The sequence below is a fragment of the Niallia oryzisoli genome, assembly GCF_036670025.1.
Lineage (GTDB): Bacteria > Bacillota > Bacilli > Bacillales > Cytobacillaceae > Bacillus_BD > Bacillus_BD oryzisoli.
Genome location: NZ_CP137640.1, coordinates 2221934 through 2239269, shown reverse-complemented (window position 1 = coordinate 2239269; position 17336 = coordinate 2221934). Strand labels below are relative to the sequence as shown.

At 37.2% G+C, this 17336-nt stretch carries 18 protein-coding genes, 2 pseudogenes and 1 riboswitch; of the genes and pseudogenes, 7 read left to right on the top strand and 13 right to left on the bottom strand.

Features of this window, described 5'->3' with window-relative positions:
* Positions 1-18 precede the first annotated feature (18 nt).
* Complete coding sequence (locus R4Z09_RS11295; RefSeq protein ID WP_338452410.1) at positions 19-255, bottom strand: hypothetical protein; 237 nt, start codon at positions 253-255, stop codon at positions 19-21.
* Between the two features lie 271 nt (positions 256-526).
* On the opposite strand from R4Z09_RS11295, the gene R4Z09_RS11290 reads away from it, so the two are divergent.
* Complete coding sequence (locus R4Z09_RS11290; RefSeq protein ID WP_338452409.1) at positions 527-745, top strand: hypothetical protein; 219 nt, start codon at positions 527-529, stop codon at positions 743-745.
* A 117-nt stretch (positions 746-862) separates the two neighbouring features.
* Positions 863-1654, top strand: coding sequence for a serine protease (locus R4Z09_RS11285; RefSeq protein ID WP_338452408.1), 792 nt, complete (start codon positions 863-865; stop codon positions 1652-1654).
* Positions 1655-1694: 40 nt separating this feature from the next.
* On the opposite strand, the gene dacB is transcribed toward R4Z09_RS11285, so the two are convergent.
* The 6 genes and pseudogenes from dacB to R4Z09_RS11255 form a co-directional block, all read right to left on the bottom strand.
* Positions 1695-3188 carry a D-alanyl-D-alanine carboxypeptidase/D-alanyl-D-alanine endopeptidase gene (gene dacB, locus R4Z09_RS11280; protein WP_338452407.1) on the bottom strand — a complete coding sequence of 498 codons (1494 nt, stop codon included), beginning with the start codon at positions 3186-3188 and terminating at the stop codon, positions 1695-1697.
* Between the two features lie 100 nt (positions 3189-3288).
* Positions 3289-4062: an IclR family transcriptional regulator gene (locus R4Z09_RS11275; RefSeq protein ID WP_338452406.1), complete on the bottom strand. Its 774-nt coding sequence runs from the start codon at positions 4060-4062 to the stop codon at positions 3289-3291.
* Positions 4059-4859: an IclR family transcriptional regulator gene (locus tag R4Z09_RS11270; RefSeq protein WP_338452405.1), complete on the bottom strand. Its 801-nt coding sequence runs from the start codon at positions 4857-4859 to the stop codon at positions 4059-4061. The genes R4Z09_RS11275 and R4Z09_RS11270 overlap by 4 nt, the downstream gene beginning before the upstream one ends.
* 187 nt (positions 4860-5046) lie before the next feature.
* Positions 5047-5229, bottom strand: coding sequence for a hypothetical protein (locus R4Z09_RS11265; protein ID WP_338452404.1), 183 nt, complete (start codon positions 5227-5229; stop codon positions 5047-5049).
* Positions 5230-5289: 60 nt separating this feature from the next.
* Positions 5290-6237 (bottom strand): DMT family transporter, encoded by a 948-nt coding sequence (locus tag R4Z09_RS11260; RefSeq protein WP_338453251.1) that lies wholly within the window; start codon positions 6235-6237, stop codon positions 5290-5292.
* Between the two features lie 140 nt (positions 6238-6377).
* Positions 6378-6772: pseudogene (locus tag R4Z09_RS11255) on the bottom strand (secondary thiamine-phosphate synthase enzyme YjbQ).
* A gap of 156 nt (positions 6773-6928) precedes the next feature.
* Between R4Z09_RS11255 and R4Z09_RS11250 the strand changes: the two are divergent.
* Positions 6929-7051 carry a hypothetical protein gene (locus R4Z09_RS11250; protein WP_338452403.1) on the top strand — a complete coding sequence of 41 codons (123 nt, stop codon included), beginning with the start codon at positions 6929-6931 and terminating at the stop codon, positions 7049-7051.
* 160 nt (positions 7052-7211) lie between these two features.
* Here the strand turns inward: R4Z09_RS11250 and R4Z09_RS11245 are convergent, their stop codons facing one another.
* Positions 7212-7469, bottom strand: a complete 258-nt coding sequence (locus R4Z09_RS11245; protein WP_338452402.1) for a DUF1292 domain-containing protein — start codon at positions 7467-7469, stop codon at positions 7212-7214.
* 508 nt (positions 7470-7977) lie between these two features.
* Between R4Z09_RS11245 and R4Z09_RS11240 the strand changes: the two genes are divergently transcribed.
* Complete coding sequence (locus R4Z09_RS11240) at positions 7978-8982, top strand: 2-oxoacid:acceptor oxidoreductase family protein (RefSeq protein ID WP_338452401.1); 1005 nt, start codon at positions 7978-7980, stop codon at positions 8980-8982.
* 27 nt (positions 8983-9009) lie between these two features.
* On the top strand, positions 9010-11328 hold the full coding sequence (locus R4Z09_RS11235; protein ID WP_338452400.1) for a thiamine pyrophosphate-dependent enzyme: 2319 nt from the start codon (positions 9010-9012) through the stop codon (positions 11326-11328).
* Between the two features lie 51 nt (positions 11329-11379).
* Here the strand turns inward: R4Z09_RS11235 and R4Z09_RS11230 are convergent, their stop codons facing one another.
* The 3 genes and pseudogenes from R4Z09_RS11230 to R4Z09_RS11220 all read right to left on the bottom strand — a co-directional run bounded on the left by R4Z09_RS11230 (position 11380) and on the right by R4Z09_RS11220 (position 13446).
* Positions 11380-12129, bottom strand: coding sequence for a glucose 1-dehydrogenase (locus R4Z09_RS11230; RefSeq protein WP_338452399.1), 750 nt, complete (start codon positions 12127-12129; stop codon positions 11380-11382).
* A gap of 148 nt (positions 12130-12277) precedes the next feature.
* Positions 12278-12833 (bottom strand): annotated as a pseudogene (locus R4Z09_RS11225) (sulfurtransferase TusA family protein); the annotation flags it as partial.
* 217 nt (positions 12834-13050) lie between these two features.
* A complete protein-coding gene (locus tag R4Z09_RS11220) occupies positions 13051-13446 on the bottom strand; it encodes a DsrE/DsrF/DrsH-like family protein (protein WP_338452398.1) in 396 nt (131 codons plus the stop codon).
* Between the two features lie 350 nt (positions 13447-13796).
* Here R4Z09_RS11220 and R4Z09_RS11215 point away from each other — a divergent pair, with 350 nt between their 5' ends.
* Positions 13797-14633, top strand: coding sequence for a methyl-accepting chemotaxis protein (locus tag R4Z09_RS11215; RefSeq protein ID WP_338452397.1), 837 nt, complete (start codon positions 13797-13799; stop codon positions 14631-14633).
* Positions 14634-14713: 80 nt separating this feature from the next.
* On the opposite strand, the gene thiW is transcribed toward R4Z09_RS11215, so the two are convergent.
* Both thiW and R4Z09_RS11205 read right to left on the bottom strand, forming a co-directional pair.
* Positions 14714-15217, bottom strand: coding sequence for an energy coupling factor transporter S component ThiW (thiW, locus tag R4Z09_RS11210; RefSeq protein WP_338452396.1), 504 nt, complete (start codon positions 15215-15217; stop codon positions 14714-14716).
* Positions 15218-15303: 86 nt separating this feature from the next.
* Positions 15304-15409, bottom strand: a riboswitch (TPP riboswitch).
* An 84-nt stretch (positions 15410-15493) separates the two neighbouring features.
* Positions 15494-15934 (bottom strand): DUF6376 family protein, encoded by a 441-nt coding sequence (locus R4Z09_RS11205; RefSeq protein ID WP_338452395.1) that lies wholly within the window; start codon positions 15932-15934, stop codon positions 15494-15496.
* A gap of 155 nt (positions 15935-16089) precedes the next feature.
* Between R4Z09_RS11205 and R4Z09_RS11200 the strand changes: the two genes are divergently transcribed.
* Positions 16090-17226, top strand: a complete 1137-nt coding sequence (locus R4Z09_RS11200) for an AbrB family transcriptional regulator (RefSeq protein ID WP_338452394.1) — start codon at positions 16090-16092, stop codon at positions 17224-17226.
* Positions 17227-17336 lie beyond the last annotated feature (110 nt).

The following is a 17336-nucleotide window of genomic DNA, read 5'->3' as shown; positions in this document are numbered from 1 at the left end:
CCTTTTTTATTTTTATGCTTATTTATTTCCAGCCTGCTTGATATTATTTATGTCATTTGAACCACACGGTGTTACAGCATAGGTCATCTCACATTTTGGACAATTCATAATAACTTTTTCTAATGTAAAGGTTTCACCACAATCACATGCAATCTCATGTGCAATAGTTGGTGCTAAATCAGCTTTTCCTTTACTTTTAACATGATCTACAATCGCTTTTCCATCGTGTAAGTTTGTTGTACAACCACAGCTCATTTTTATACCCCCATTTCTCTGTAACTAACTTGCTCGATTTTTAACAAATAAAGAATAGCATAGTGAAATTAACAGCCATATAGCAAAAGTCACACATTTAGTGACAGTTTTCTGTACGTTATCCCCCTCCCCGCTCGATTTTTAAAAATCAATTAATGAATACAACCCATTTTGGTCTAATATGGTGTTTTCCTAAATACTTTATTAAAGATGATAAATCTTTCCGAACTCCCCTTTTTTGTGAAAATTTTATAAAAAGGAGAAGTCAAATATGGTTGCTGTTCATTTTTATGAGAGAAGAAATTTAGTTCTAAGCCAGTGCCGGCAGCAAGTTCCTGTAGTAGATGAGAATATTAAAATTAAAGGACGCAAGGCAAAAGTTTTGAGTATAAATGAGATTAAAGAAAACGTTGTCCATGTACAGGTGGAATTTGAAAAGATTGTTAAAAAACAGGCGGTAGTAAGCGATAAGAAAAAGAAAAAGAGATAAACTTAATAAGATAAAAATGCCCTAACTCCTTAAAAGGATTAGGGTATTTTTATCTTATTTATATGTTTAGATAGTATAATTGAAGAAACAATCAGGTAAATGAGAGGTAAAAACCAAATGGATCGACATGAACAGGATGAACAGGATGAACAGAATGATTATTTAGATGAACCTCCAATTGAGGATTTTTTGCCTAATGAAGAAGATCAAATATTAAGAGAAAAACAGAAAAAACGGAAATCCTTTTTTGTTAAAATGATTTCCGTTGGATTGGTTTTAGCCATGCTGATTAGTGTTAATCAAATATGGCCCCAGATGATTAATCTCCCTTCGATTAAATTTTTACAGAAGTCAAAGGAGCTTTCAAAACAAGAAGACATCCAGGTGTATAAAGAAGCTGTTGTTACCCTACAAGACCAGTATACAAAAGGAACTGGTTTTAATGTATCCGAAAATGGGTTCATCATAACAAATCGACATGTTGTAGAGAATATGAATCCTATTACTGTCATTTTTCCGCAAGGGGATATCTTCGAAGCATCTATCGTACATATAGATCCAGTTTTAGATCTTGCTTTCTTAAATGTTGATGGAGAAAATTTACCGTCTTTAACGTTAAGTAATCCAAATAAATGGAGTGTAGAAGATCATATTTATGTGATTGGAAACCCCCTATTTCATAATCAGATTGCCAATGAAGGAGATATATTAACCGGATCAGATAAATACTATTTATTAATGATATCGGCACCAATATATAAAGGAAACAGCGGAAGCCCGGTTATTGATTTACATGGGGATGTAATAGGCGTGGTTTATGCAAAAACAACAGAGGATGGTACAGGCCTGGCAATACCAGTAGAGCAATTCATTGATAAAATACCAACGGGTGTATCTAATAGTGAATAATCTAGCAGTATATAAAAGGAGGGTGCCCCCTCCTTTTGGTTTAGTATTCATCAATAATCTTTACAATATTGTCTTCAATCTCAGTTACTGATCGGGCTAGATAATTATTAATCATGATAGAGAAAATAAAATCTTCTCCGCTTCTTGATGTGATATACCCACTAAGGGTGGAAACACCTGATATCGAGCCTGTTTTCGCTTTGACGTTAGCGTTTGTCGATTCATTCTTCAAGCGGCTTCGTAAAGTTCCTCCTATCAGCTTGTCAGGTTGACCGGCAATTGGTAAAGACTTTTCAAATTCGGGAAACCAGCTTTTAGATTGGGCAATAAATAGTAAATTGGACAGTTCATTAGCCGGAATCATGTTTTTATGGGACATGCCTGACCCGTCGCGCAGCTGAAGGCTGGTTCCGTTAAGCCCTAATTCTGTTACTGTTTCGTGGAGAACCTTTAAGCCTGCATCCCAGCTTCCTTCTCCGTAAACAATCTTCCCCATTTCTTTTGTTAACACCTCTGCATGTCCGTTATTGCTAAGCTTCATAAATGGAATCAGGAGTTGTTTTAGCGGCATTGACTTTTTAATCCCAAGTCTTGTAGCTTTTTCCAGTGTTACACCTGTGGTTGATTTAGAGTTCGTTGCGAATGTGATTCCATGAGCTATTAGTGATTTCTTAAATACATTCATAGCGAACTCAGTCGGTTCCCACACAGCTGCCCACTTTTTAATCGTGCTGTTGTTGTTAGGTATAGTCCCCCTAACAATGATTGTGTTGGTTCCATGAACTCTGTCAATGGTTACATTACTTGCATGGTCACGTTCAACTGTTGTTGTTTTGTTAACGATGTTAACATAATCGGTTTCTGGTGTTAGTTGGATGCTGGCTTTTTCTCCTTTCTTAGCAGCAGGTATGATTTCAAGAAGAATGGTGCCAGCATCATAATCGTTAGTTGACGATAGTGTTAATGCTGAAACCTGGGCCCCTGTATGAAACGGTTCATCAGACCAGTTCAAATCCTGTGAGAGCCGGATATCATCATACCAGCTGTCATCAGCTACAAGATCCCCATTAATTTTAGTAATTCCTTTTGTTTTCAATTTTTTTGCAAAGCGGTCGAGGTCTTCCTTCATTACCGTCGGATCGCCCTTCCCTTTTAAATACAAATTTCCTTTAAGGATATTTCCTTGTGTCCTGCCGTCAGTCCAAATTTCGGTTGAAAACTGATAGTCGGGTCCAAGCTTTTCTAATGCAGCGGCTGCAGTTAATAGCTTCATATTAGAGGCTGGGTGTAATCGAATATCACCGTTAGATGAATAGATAATCTCTCCGCTGTCAGCATTTCTGATGCTTATACCTGTAATAGCCCCTTTGAGTCGTTCGTCCTTTAAGATATTGTCTATTTTTGATTCTAAAGTAAGATCTGTTTTTGAAGCTTGTACAGCGTAAACAGCATCCATTGGAACGAACAATAGGATCATAGTAATTATCCATAACCTCTTCATAAAAATTTTCTTTACAAGAATCTTCCCATTCAATCTTGCTTCACCCTCTGTTACGATTTATTAGTATCTAGGATTCCACAAATTTATGTAAATAATAATCGGCTATTATTAGATGAATGGGAAGCTGATAAACTTAGTTGTTAGGCAATTCTTTAGAAATCCTCTCAGCAGCAGTCTGGACTAGCTTGGTTAATCTCGGAATCGTTTTGAGATTAATCCGTGAAGTGGGTCCGGCTATACTGATGGAGGCAATTACTTCCCCATTGCGATTTTTTACGGGAGCTGCAATGGATGCCCCCATGTTATGCAGTTCCTCCAGGCTTACAGAGAATCCTTGTTTACGTATATTGTATAAAATCTCTCTAAGTCTTATTGGATCCGTAATCGTTTTTGGTGTGTAAGATTTTAGGCCTCTGTCAATGACCTGATTAATGACAGATTCAGGTTGATATGCGAGAAGCACCTGACCTGTACTCGTGCAATGTAGTGGGTTTGATTTACCTGCATGTGATAAAAGATGAACAGGGTGAGAATTATCGATTTTTAGAAGGTATAGAACCTGATAATCTCTGATTACGGCAATATGAGAAGTTTCCCCAGTATCCTCAACTAATTTTTCTAAAATAGGCTTAGAAATTTGGCAAAGATCAATTTTGGAAATAATCGTATTACCCATAGCTAATATCGATGCTGCCGGGCGGTACAGTTTTGTATGCGGATCCCGGACGATGAAGCCCTCTTCCACCAATGTGTTGGTTAAGCGAAATGCTGTACTGAGGCCTATTTCTAATCGTTCTGCGAATTCACTTAAGTTAAATTCTGGTTCATCCTTGGAAAATAAGTTTAAGAGTCTAAGAGCATTTCTTAACGATGAGAAATGCTTGTTGTTTACGGTTGGGTACCTCATTTAACAGTCAGCTCCTTTTCATAAGCAGCAGGAATATAACCTAATTGCAGCGATATTTCCTTTCCTGCCTGTATAATCGCTTCTTTGAAAGGATCTATTTTATCTAAGCTAATTCTTTGGCTTGTTCCTACCATACTTATGGCAGCCACAACCTCACCTGTGTAATCTCGAATAGGTGCAGCGATACTGACAACATCCTCATGCATTTCATCAATACAGATGGAATAGCCCTGCAGTTTCACCTGCTGTAAACGACTTCTAAATTGCTCAGGATCTGTAACGCTGTTTGGCCCCATTCGTGGGAGACCTGCCCCAATAACATAATCAATCACATTATCTTTGTGAAAAGCAAGTAAAACTTGACCTGAGCTGGTACAAGAGACGGGATTTTTTCTTCCGATAAATGATAGTAATTCAACAGGATTTTGACATTCTGCCTTATGTACATAAGTGATGCCTGTTCCTTCTAAAACGGCTATATGTACAGCTTCACCTATATGGTCCACTAACTCTTTTATGATATCTTTTGATTCTCTTTGAATTTCTAAATGGGATGTAATAACCCCGCTTAGATAAAGGAGTGAATAGCCAAGAGAATATTTGTTCTGTTCTTTTTGTAAATAGCCTTCAGCTAATAAATCACTTATTAATCGGGATACAGTGCTTTTATTCAACTCAAGTGCCGCCGCAATTTCTGTCGTCCCCCATACTGGCTTTTCACGTGTAAAAAGCTGCAGAACCCTGAGGCCTTTTTGGACTGATTGTAAAATAGACGTACGATTATTAGGCTGATTCAATATAAATTCACCTCGATAAGTTTTGATATTATATTATTTAGTGATTCATTACACCTTCTTTCTGAATATTATAATTATATCATTTACATTATTAATACAATAAAAATACTTATTAAGAGATTAGAATGGAAAAAAGCAGAAAAAGCACCTGATCAACAAGTGCTTTTTCTGCTTTTAATTGGTTGTATTACTCTCCTAAGCCAACGACTATTTTGTATTCTAAGTCTTTCAATGTTTGTTCATAAGCTTCACTTGAAACTATGTAATAGGCTTCATCGTTATTTGTAACTACAAGCTCTTCAGGACTTTTATCAACCTGTGCAGCATCCAAGCTAAAGTATTTTTCTCCTAGCAATTGTGAAAGATCCATGTGTTCACCCCCTACCTTTATTGTAACCGTTATTTTACTATAATGGAAAGAAGAATGTGCTTAACCAACATTCCTCTTCATTTGTCTGGAACGACCTAATTGTGGTTTTCCTCGATAGTTAATAGCGATAATTCCAACAGCTACTAATGACAGCGCAGCTAAAATAAATAGGTTAAAGCTTTCTCCCGGGATAAACATCGCTGATAAAATGGCTCCGAAAACGGGAGTTAGAAAACTATAAATGCTCATTTCCCCTGCTTTGTTAAATTTCAGCACTGTAGTCCAGAGAGCAAACGCTACTGAAGATATTAGGGCAGCATAGATAAGCAATCCCCATCCAAATGGTGTGAAAGTAATCGAGGATTCGCTAAGCTGAGGGAAACCGACTAACAATAAAGCAAAAGAACCGATTGTCAGCTGCCATCCTGTAAGTGTAACCGGAGGAATATCTGATGCCAATTCTTTTGTCATAATCGTGGTTATGGCACTTGTAAGTCCTGACATAATCATAAACCCTTCCCCGCTCCATTGGAATTGAAATTGAAATTCCTGGCCCCAGTTTGCAGCAATAATTCCAGCAAATCCAGCGATCATTCCAATTGCCTTTTTCCAATTCATATGGTCATCCTGATAATAAAAATGCGCTAAAATCACGGCAAGAAACGTACCGCTTGATGAAAGAATAGCGCCTTGCATTCCAGATACTTTTGAAAGACCGTTGTAAAAGAAAAAATACTGTACGGCCGTTTGGATAATACCAAATAATATTAAGATAAAAAGATGTGAACTTTTCACAGGCAGCTGGCTTCGATTTGTAAAAAACAGAAACAACAAAAGAATCAATCCAGCAAGCAGAAAACGAAGACCGGCAAATACAATCTGCGCCATCGTATCATTTGCTGCTATTTGCAATTCAACATAGCTAATTTTAAGAACTGGAAAGGCACTTCCCCACAAAATAGAACAAAAAATGGCGATACCAATGACAGCCCACTTATTTTGAAACACACTCTTCAACCCAATTCATCTCCTATAGGTCTTATAACCATTAAAGGTTTATTATAAACCTTTTTCAACGAATTGGTGCTGTTTTTATCATGTTAGAAAAATTCAGAAAAGCCTTATCCAAACGGTTTTGTTTAACTGTATTACATTGTCTTTACGTAAAAGGATCTCGTTCGCGGACCATCAAACTCACAAAAATAAATCCCCTGCCATGTCCCTAATAGTAAACGGTCGTCCGTTACGATTACATGCTGCGAAGCGCCAACGGTACTTGCTTTCATATGGGCTGCCGTATTACCTTCCATATGGCAGTCAAGCTCATGATCCCATGGGTATATTTCGTCAAAGCGGCGAATCATATCACGTTTTACATCAGGGTCTGCATTTTCATTGATGGTAATACCACAGTTGTATGAGGACAATAGACAATAATGGCTCCATTTTTAAGGTTATTTTCATTTACATAATTCTGAACTTTTTCTGTGATCTCGATCATTTCATCGCGGTTGTTTGTATGTAAGGTGAATTTTTTTAGCACAATATCCCTTCTTTCTTTTTTTTGATAAAAAACGCTCACTTCACTATATATTTTTAACATACAAAAGCAGACCATCATACATCTATAGGGTTTAATTTGATTCAAAATCATATTTTTCAGCAAAATGCACAGACTAATATCCTGGAGGTGTGAAAAATGAACGATCAAAATAAAAATTTCTCAAATGTAAGTCTAGGTGGTAAAGTGAATAAAGAAAAAGCGATGAACCACGACCAGCTAAAGTATGGACAAAAAGAAAGATCTGAAAACAAAAAGTAAATCGGACTAAAAAGAAGCATCACTTAGCGTGCTGCTTCTTTTCTTTTACTGCTAACGTTTTACTTTTTGATTCACCTCATCGAAAATCTCAAGTTGTAGGCCGAGCTTCATTCTGCCAATACCTCCTCGTAAAAAGATTGTTATGAAGTTATTTAGTACTTCATTCCTCTGCAGGAGCGGCATCTACAGCAATTTGATAGGCATCGAGAAGTGATTCTTTTTCTGTTTGATTGGTGATGTTAACTAAATGCTGTCCTTTTTCATCTTCTTCGACTCTCATTAAAACCGTATCATTCTCGTTTCGTAATAGAGCATAGGATTCTCCCTGCATTTCAAATAAGGCATCAACCTCATAAGATAGCTGACGTCCGCTCTCATCTTCAACAGTTACAAGGTCACGAAGTGAATCATTTTCCATTTTTGCTGCCTCCTCAAAAATTAGATCCTTACTTACAGTTCCCTTTATTCTTTTGATGCATTCTTGTTGTTTAGAAGGATATTCTCCTACAAATCCTTACACTTTACTAATTAAGAAAACAAATTCAGAACAGGTATTGAGAAATAGAATAATTCTAGACTTATCATTAATATATAAATTTCCTTTATTAATTTATAAAAAATATTTATGCAATTCTTGTCGAATAAAACAGAAATCGCTCGTATATTTATACTTTTTATCGAATAGATAATAAACTTAACAATGTGAATATGTATGAAACAAGAATGGAAATTTAATGGTACAATTCCAAATAAATGTACAGAAAATTACTTCTAATCCAGTAATTATGGTGATTGAAGAACGTTTTATAAATAATCAAAAAATCTGTTGCATAAAAAAAAAACCGCTGTTATAATGAGAGCATATTTATGAATATTCACAATTTTAAACGCAAGAAATTATTTTGGTTTGATCGGAGGAAATTCTGTTGACTAAGTTACCTAGAGTAAATGAATTAGGTTTTTTTGAAATTCGTCTTGAATCCATTGGCGGATTGGGAGCCAACCTTGCAGGTAAATTGCTTTCTGAAGCAGGTGTTGTTGGAAATGGATTTAATGGACTAAGCTTTTCATCTTATGGATCTGAGAAAAAAGGTTCTCCAGTAAAAGGACATATTCGTTTCTGTGAACCTTATACAAATATTCGCGACACTACTCCTGTAGAACGTCCACACGTAGTAGCTATTTTCCATGATGCACTATATAAAACACTAGATTGTACTAGTGGAATTTATCCAGATAGTACGGTTCTAGTAAACTCAATGAAAACTCCAGACGAGCTTAAGACGTTAATGAATATTGACGGCGGAATTATGGCTGTTGTCGATGCAACTAAAATTGCTTTAGAAGAGAAAACAAAAGTAAACACTGCGATGCTTGGAGCACTATACCGCATTCTTGATTTCTTAGATGCTGACTCTATGAGAGATACTATTCGTCGTACATTTGAGAAAAAATATCCGCATTTAGTAGAATCCAATCTTCGTACATTCGACCGTGGATATAACGAAGTAGTATTTAAAACATTTGAAGCAAGTCCAGATGCACAAGCTAAGCCATTTGTTCGTGAAGAGGCAACTCTTGGATATGAAACACAGCCAATTGGCGGACTTGTAATTGATCCAGGAAATAGTATTTTCAAAGATTTAAGTATTTCACGTTCAGGCGTACTTCCTCATTATCATGAAGATAAATGTATCCACTGTGCTGCCTGTGATACAGCTTGCCCTGACTTCTGTTTTGTTTGGGAAGAGGCTCCTGATAAAAAAGGCCGTCCGCAAATGTTCTTAAAAGGTATTGACTATCAATACTGTAAAGGCTGCTTAAAATGTGTACATGCCTGCCCTGTTGAAGCATTAACCAATGAAGTAGAAACAAATGATGGTTATGCTGAAGCGAACCGCGTACCACATTTATTTGAATTAGTAAAATAATTTTCATAGTGAAAGGTGATTACGTACATGTCTAAAGAGATTGTTATAGATAAAGAAAAAGCTGGTCTATCAGAAGGATCTGTTGAACAAGCAATAGTATTTGAATCAGGAAATGAAATGGCTGCATATGCAGCACATCAAATTAACTATCATATCATGGGATATTATCCTATCTCCCCTTCTACTGAAGTAGCACAGTTCCTTGATGGAATGAAAGCAAGAGGACAACATGATATTAAATTAATCGCTGCTGACGGTGAACACGGTTCTGCAGGGATTTGTTATGGTGCGGCAGCAGGCGGCGGTCGTGTATTCAACGCAACAAGTGCCAACGGATTCTTATACATGCTTGAGCAATTACCAGTTCAATCAGGAACTCGTATGCCAATGGTATTAAACTTAGTAAACCGTTCAGTTTCTGGACCGTTAAACATCCATGGCGACCACTCTGACCTTTATTTTGCTTTAAATATCGGCTGGCCTATTTTAATGGCTCGTGATCCACAAGTTGTTTACGATATGAATATTATGGCAATTAAATTAGCAGAAGATCCAGAAGTACGTCTTCCTGTAATCGTTTCATATGATGGCTACTTCACTTCTCACCAAAAGAGACGTGTACAAGTTGTTAAGGATAACAATGAAGTTCAAAAATTCATTGGTCCTGTTCCAACGAACTATCCGCATGCATTAGACCGTGATAACCCAGTATCAATCGGTGCTTATATGAATGAGCCTGATACAATCAACAACCGTTATCAGCAGTCTGAAGCCATGTATAATGCAGAAAAAGTATTCGAAAGAATTGCAAAAGAATATGCTGAATTAACTGGTCGTGAGTATCCAATCCTTGACCTATACAAAATGGAAGATGCTGAAGTAGCAGTATTCATGCTTAACTCAGCCACTGAAGTATGTAAGGATGTTGTTGACCAATTACGTGCAAAAGGAATTAAAGCAGGAGTTATCTCTCCTAACATTCTTCGTCCTTTCCCGCAAAAGCAAATTGCTGAAGCGTTAAAGAATGTAAAAGCTATTACTGTTGGTGACCGTGGAGATTCTTACGGTGCACATGGCGGTAACATGGCTCTAGAAGTTAGAGCAGCATTACAAACTTATGGAAACCATGATACAAAAGTTATCAACCGTGTTTATGGTTTGGGCGGTAAAGACTTCTATGCAGATGATGCAGAAAAGTTTTTCCAACTAGCAATCGATGCTGTTGAAGCTGATAAAGTTGAAGTACCATTTGATTATTTTGGTCATACACCTGGTAACCCAGAATTAGCACCAAAACGTCGTGTAGAACCATTGAAAAAAGAAGATTTACGTACAGGTCTTATTACTGTTACTCCTAACGAAGAAACAGGTGAATTAAAAGTTAAGATTCCACCTCTAAGAGCCTTAACGAAAAAACCTAAACGTATTTCTTCAGGACATGGAGCATGCCCTGGCTGTGGTATCTTCTCTGGATTAGAGACATTCTTTAAAGGGATTGAAGGCGATATTGTTGCCCTATTCCATACTGGATGTGGAATGATCGTTACAACAGGATACCCTTACAGCTCACATAAACAAACGTATATCCATAACCTTTTCCAAAATGGTGCAGCAACATTATCTGGTGTTGTAGAAATGTTCCATGAAAGAAAACGCCGTGGTGAGTTTGAAGAGCTTGGCTTAAGTGATGACTTCACATTCGTTATGGTTACTGGTGACGGTGGTATGGATATCGGTATGGGACCTGCAATCGGTACTGCTTTACGTAACCACAAAATGATTATCGTTGAGTACGATAATGAAGGATATATGAACACAGGAAGCCAATTGTCTTATTCAACTCCGCTTGGACATATGACAAGTACATCTGGTGTTGGACCATATCAAGCAGGTAAAGCGTTCCACCATAAAGACACAGCTCAAATCATGGCTGCAACAAATATCTCATACGTATTCACTGGTTCTGAGGCATTCCCTCAAGATCTTGTGAAAAAAGCTGCGAAAGCGCAATGGTATGCAAATAATGTAGGTATGGTTTATGGTAAAATCCTAATTGCTTGTCCGTTGAACTGGAAATCAAATGAAACATTAGGGCAAGAGATTGTAGATGCTGCTGTTAATTCTTGCTTCTTCCCTCTTTATGAAGTGGAAAAAGGTGTTACAAAAATTACTTATAACCCAGAAGATAAGAAGAAACGCATTGAACTTAGTGACTGGTTAAAACACATGGGTAAAACAAAACACATGTTAAAAGAAGAAAATAAAGAAATGCTACAAGAGTTTGAACGCGAAGTAGAACGTCGTTGGAATCAACTTAAAGCAAAACACGAAAGTCCATATCTATAAGATAAGGATGAAACCCTCTTGGAATTCCAAGAGGGTTTTTAACTATGTAATCTATTCCTCATAAATCATTTTCCTTGTCATACCTCCATCAACGACAAGGTTGATTCCGGTCACAAAGTCATTCTCTTTTGCTGTTAAATAGAGACATGCCCTTGCAATATCCTCAGGCTTCCCTACCCTCTTTGAAAAATGCTGTTCATGATCCGTTTTACTTAGCTTTGCGTAATCTCCTGTTTCAATCCATCCTGGAGAAATAGCATTCACCGTAATCCGTTCATTGCTCAATGAAGCGGCAAGTGCATGGGTAATCGCTACAATTCCGCCTTTTGTAGCGGCGTATGATTCGGAATTAGGCTCTGACATGATCGCCCTAGTAGAGGCAATATTTACAATTGCCCCTCCCTCCTCGTTTTGCATCATGTACTTAGCTGCCTCACGAGAGCCTAAGAACACACTTCTTAGATTTGTTTGGATGACATCATCCCATTCTTCAATTGATAAATCAAAAAGAGGTTTAAAAACTCCTTTTCCTGCATTGTTGATTAAAATATCGATTCTTCCATATGCTTGGTTGACAGTTTCCATTAAGGAGATGATTTCTGTTTCTTTTCGAACGTCTGTTTGAACGAAAAGGGCTTCTCCTCCCTGCTCTTTAATGGTATGTACGGTCTGGGAGCCTGTTTTTTCATCCATTTCAGCTACAATGACATTTGCTCCATTTTCTGCATAAGCCAGAGCGATTCCCTTTCCGATTCCTTTCCCTGCTCCTGTTACGATTACTGTTTTATTGGAAAAACTCATCCTTACCAATCCCTTCGATTAATTATTTATTGAGATATAAGTCCATATCCATATATCTATAATTATCAATAAAATTTTATAAGAATTCAATGAAAGAGAAAAAACTCCTGTCAGTGAAAATGATGCTAACAGGAGTTTGAGTCAAAGGTTAGTTTTTTTTAATCCAGAACTTACTAACGTTCCCTTCTTGCTCTGTTTTTAAGAGAGTATGACCGGCATTTTTTGACCATGCAGGCAGGTCATTTGACGTTCCTTTATCTATGGCATGAAGTTCTAGGATTTGATTACTATCTATCGATTTCAATTCCCTTTTTGAGCTTAACAATTTGCATTGGACAGGCTAATCCGGTAACATCTACAACTGAATCAACTGTTATTTCCTCTACTTCCATATTTGTTGGAACTTCGGTATGATCGATAACAGTCTCACCTAAGTCGTTTGTTGTCGTGTCTACATTAACCTCGATATTACTACCATACACAGAAGAATACGTTTTCCAGCCGCCATCAACATTTTTCACGTTATAGCCATGGCTCTTTAGAATTCAGGATGCTAAAGAGCCTCGTAATCCAACTTGACAGCTGACATAAATCGTCTTGTCAGTTGGGATTTCTGACAAACGGTTTCTTAGTTCGTCTAACGGAATATTAACGGAACCTTTAATATAACCAAATTCCCTCTCCATTGGTTCACGGACATCAATTTATAATCCTCCATATAGTAAGGGAGACCACAGTTAGCAAATGAAACGTATTCACCGCGTTCAACTAGATAATCTCAACGTTTTCACTTATTCTTCTTAATTTAGCTGCTGCTGTAGCACCCCCGGCAACTCCACCAACGATGATTACTTTCTGTGTCATGAGTTTTCCTCCTAATGGTAGGTTCATTTTGAATGATAATAAGTAGTTATCTTTTCATTAAAAAGTTAGAGTTACGTCAGCGTCTTTTGCAAATTCTAAAAACGTAACAGCACCGCCAACTTCAATCCCATCAACAAATACACTTTTATCAAGTTCCATTACATCCATAGTCATTTGACAACCGATTAGTTTAACACCCAACTCTTGAGCCAAGGCAACCATATCAGGGATTGGCGGTACATTTGCCTTGGCAAAACCTTCTGCAAAATGCTCTTTTCCTTCTGGAATAGGCAGTTGTTTATTAGCTTCCTTATGAACTAAATTTAATCCTTCGAATGTGAAAAAGATGGAAACTTCCTGATCTAAAGAGGCTGCTGCTGTCGCAATATTAAATACCTTGTATGCGTCGAATAAACCTCCGTTACTTGCGATAATTGCTACTCGTTTTGCCATGTCATTTTCCTCCCTGTTATTCATTTCAACTATTTTTAAGGGACTTCCTTTCAAAAAAACTCTATACCCACAAGGGTATGAATTATTCTAAAAAAAATCAAATGTTTTTTGGACTAGTTATTTTAATATCCCTTAAACGTCATACAATATACCCATTATGGTATATTGTCAACGTAAAATAAACAGAAAAAATATGTCAATTTTATGACTCTTTCATTGCTAAGATTATTTATAATGTTATGGAATCCTTTTTTATCACATATTCCCCCATAATATTTATGTATAATATTATTTGAAGAAAATATTTCCTTATTGTTTTATTCATTCGTACATAGAGAAAGGAGAAACCAATGGAAATCAGAGCAACTGGAAAGGAATTAATGCAGGCATTAATTACGATTACTCCTTGGATTGCAGAAATTATGCAGACTGATATGGGCTTTGCTGTTACTGATAAAGAAAAATTTATCATACAAAAGGATGGCAAAACGGTTAAATTAAATATTTCTCCCGGTGATCCTGTAAATCCAAAATCAGCAATGGCAGATGCCATGAGGACGAAGAAACCTGCGGCTAAGAACATGGATGCTTCTTTATATGGCATTCCTGTCAGAATCTATGGGTATCCTCTTTTAGATGAATATAGAAATGTCATTGGATCTGTCGGCATAGCGAAAAATATAGAAACGTGGACAGGTTTAAACAAAAGTGCGTTCGAGCTTGCAGAATCTAGTAATGAGGTTGGACATATTATTGATGAATTTATAAAAGTGGCCTCTCAATTGAATAATGACAGTATTATGCTGCAAGGCAAGGCGGATGAAATTAATAATAAATTTAAGACTACCAACCAAATTCTTGATTCTATTAAGTCCATTTCATCGCAAACAAGGTTAATTGGATTAAATGCAGCTATTGAGGCTGCCAGAATTGGTGAAGTGGGAAAAGGGTTCGGGGTCGTAGCGAATGAGATTAGAAAATTATCTGGACATAGTAATGATGCGAGTGTAGAAATCGAAAAGACATTACGAGAGCTTCAAATCAATTTGCAGAATATTACAGAAGAAGTCACAGCGATCAATGCAACAGTCATTAACCAACTGGAAAAAGCAAAAGAAATAAATTCACGTATATCAAGGTTTGAGGAAATTTCAAAGCTTTTATTGGCCTTATCGAATCGTTTATAATAGACATAGAAAAAGAACAGCTTATCTAATCAAAATCAAAGCTGTTCTTTTATTTTTTTCATCTTCACACTAGAATCTATTTATAGATTTCTTTGCTGAAAAGATTTAATTGCAGGGTTTTTTAGCATGATACTTAACATGATAAAGCCAATGAAGCTTCCGGCAAAAGAACTGATAATAAATGCTGGGATAAAGCCAAACAGAGCGGCATCCTGGCCTAAAAGAAGAGTTGCAATAGGATAGCACGCTAACCCGCCTAATATGCCTGTACCAACAATCTCTCCGGCAAATGCAAAGGACAGCTTCTTTGTTTTCATAAATAAGTAAGCAGCCAAAAAGGCACCAATCATACTTCCTGGGAACGCAAAGACAGAGCCGGTTCCCATGATATTTCTTAATAATGAAACAGTAAATGCCTGTAGAACAGCATAAGCTGGACCTAATAAGACAGCAGACAATACATTTAAAAAATGTTGTATCGGGAAAACTTTAGTAAATCCAATTGGGATGTAAATCAGATGGCTTGTAAGTGTTCCAATTGCAACAAACATCGCTGTCATTGTCAGTTTCAATGTTTTGTTCATTCTGTTTCTCCTCTCTTTAGTTGAAATTGGTAATATAAAAAGCCGGATCCCTTAGTAAGGACCCGGCATTGTTATCAAAAAGAAAGTTAAATTAAATCCTACTTTCCTACGCCGGAATTATCCGGATCAGGTCCGAAGGGTTGAAAACAGATGTTTTCTCTCAGCCTTATGATGGCACCCCTAGTAGATGAAGCTATATTCATATTCTTATATCATCATAATATGGTATTGGCAAAATGTAAAGTTAATTTGAAATTTTCGCGCTTACAATGATAACTAATTCACAAGCTGTTGGATATTCTCCAGCAAAGTTGAAATGTCAGTAATGGTTGTTAAAATTCCCGTTTCCTCCAATGGTCTTATGATGCCATTCTCCATATCTGTTAAATATAGGTCTATTGCCTCTTCAAATTTTTTATTCGAGTCCATTATTTGATTGTGAAGATCCTCTGCTATGGTAGGCGGCTTAATCTGATTAAATTTCCCAATTTCCTCTTTCATGGCCATTAATTCGCTTTCAAGACTTTCCCTTCCAGCTTCATCCCTGACTGCATCTTTTGCCAGTGTTGGTAATTGATTGGAAAATTTTTGCACGGTTTCAATGTATTCAGTAGCATCGTTTGCATACTCGACTGTACTGTTAACCTCGCTGATTAATGAACATCCGCTCAGAAGCAGCAAACAGCTTATCGCTATTATGGTTATTTTCCTTCTCATCTATAAATCTCCCCCTTTATACTATAGTAACATGAATATTTAGCAAACTTTGAAATGGAGGCAAAAAACGAACAATATATTTTCTTTCTTTGTAAAAATGTACTATATTTATTATTATAATTGTTACCCAATAATACGATTAAAGAAGGAATGTTATGAAACGAAATCAAACCCTTTATCACAGTATAATGTTTATTTTAGTCAGCAGTATTGGCGGGTTCTTTTTCTCGTTAACAGGTCTGGGAATTGGCTGGATGCTGGGGACGATCATATTAGCTGCTTTTCTTTGTTTTCGGCAGCCTGGGTGGCTAAATATAACTAGCTCGCCAAAAGGGCTTCCAACCTACTGGCTGAATATGGGTCAATGGCTGTTAGCGATTGAGCTTGGGAAACAAATCAATTATTCCGTTTTGCATATTTTTAGTGAAAACTGGATCACCATTTCTATTATGCTATTACTCTCGATTGGTTTTTCCCTTCTTTCCGGGTTACTTCTTTGGAAGTTCAGTAAGACCGATATGATTACAAGCTTTTTTGCTACTGCGCCGGGAGGGGTGGCAACATTGCCCGGTATTGCCGATGAGGTTGGTGCAAATACAGCCATTGTTAGTATTGTACAGACCATGCGTGTATTTTTAACCGTACTAACCATTCCCATTATAGTTTCAGCCTGGCTGGTCTCTCCTGTGGATTCCTCGGTGACAGCCAGTAATACTCTTACGACAACCGGATTTTCACTGAGCCAGCTGTTGGGGACTGTAGTATTAGGATTAGCGGCCTGGGCCGGTTATTTTGTTGGTAAGTTTTTAAAAATTCCTGCACCGTGGCTTGTGGGCGGAATGATCTTTGTTGCTAGTTTTCAAAGTGTTTATTCCTTTGTTACTGGCCATGATTTAGCTATCTGGTGGCCGGAAATCATTATGATTCTTTCACAGGTATTAATAGCAGCCAGTGTGGGATCCCGCTTCCAAAGAAGTATGTTTATTGGGGTTGCAAGAACGGTCGTTGTAGCATTATTAGGTACGATCGGTTTAATCATTGCGATGTTTCTATGTGCGTTTATCGTTTCGAAGGTTACAGGCATTTCTCTTATTACCTCTATTTTGGCCTTCGCACCTGGAGGAGTGGCGGAAATGTCTACAACAGCAGTTATTCTCGGGGCAGACTCTACCTTTGTTGTAGCCGTTCAAGTGCTGCGGATTGTCTTTGTGATCCTTGTCCTGCCACCGCTGTTTAGATTATTAAACCGAAAAGAGCAACAGAAAAATACTCAATCACAAGTGTCGGTATAAATATAAAAGGTCAGCCATGCACAAATCCTGTATGGCTGACCTTTTTGTATTGGGAGAAATTTGAATCTTTTCACAATAAGCTTTCGTAGTATATTACGGGAGGGAATGAT

Excerpts from the sequence above, each read along its gene's own strand:
- R4Z09_RS11295 (WP_338452410.1), bottom strand. The coding sequence starts at position 255 with ATGAGCTGTGGTTGTACAACAAACTTACACGATGGAAAAGCGATTGTA.
- R4Z09_RS11290 (WP_338452409.1), top strand. The coding sequence starts at position 527 with ATGGTTGCTGTTCATTTTTATGAGAGAAGAAATTTAGTTCTAAGCCAG.
- R4Z09_RS11285 (WP_338452408.1), top strand. The coding sequence starts at position 863 with ATGGATCGACATGAACAGGATGAACAGGATGAACAGAATGATTATTTA.
- R4Z09_RS11275 (WP_338452406.1), bottom strand. The coding sequence starts at position 4,062 with ATGAGGTACCCAACCGTAAACAACAAGCATTTCTCATCGTTAAGAAAT.
- R4Z09_RS11265 (WP_338452404.1), bottom strand. The coding sequence starts at position 5,229 with ATGGATCTTTCACAATTGCTAGGAGAAAAATACTTTAGCTTGGATGCT.
- R4Z09_RS11250 (WP_338452403.1), top strand. The coding sequence starts at position 6,929 with ATGAACGATCAAAATAAAAATTTCTCAAATGTAAGTCTAGGTGGTAAA.
- R4Z09_RS11245 (WP_338452402.1), bottom strand. The coding sequence starts at position 7,469 with ATGGAAAATGATTCACTTCGTGACCTTGTAACTGTTGAAGATGAGAGC.
- R4Z09_RS11235 (WP_338452400.1), top strand. The coding sequence starts at position 9,010 with ATGTCTAAAGAGATTGTTATAGATAAAGAAAAAGCTGGTCTATCAGAA.
- R4Z09_RS11230 (WP_338452399.1), bottom strand. The coding sequence starts at position 12,129 with ATGAGTTTTTCCAATAAAACAGTAATCGTAACAGGAGCAGGGAAAGGA.
- R4Z09_RS11220 (WP_338452398.1), bottom strand. The coding sequence starts at position 13,446 with ATGGCAAAACGAGTAGCAATTATCGCAAGTAACGGAGGTTTATTCGAC.
- R4Z09_RS11215 (WP_338452397.1), top strand. The coding sequence starts at position 13,797 with ATGGAAATCAGAGCAACTGGAAAGGAATTAATGCAGGCATTAATTACG.
- thiW (WP_338452396.1), bottom strand. The coding sequence starts at position 15,217 with ATGAACAAAACATTGAAACTGACAATGACAGCGATGTTTGTTGCAATT.
- R4Z09_RS11205 (WP_338452395.1), bottom strand. The coding sequence starts at position 15,934 with ATGAGAAGGAAAATAACCATAATAGCGATAAGCTGTTTGCTGCTTCTG.
- R4Z09_RS11200 (WP_338452394.1), top strand. The coding sequence starts at position 16,090 with ATGAAACGAAATCAAACCCTTTATCACAGTATAATGTTTATTTTAGTC.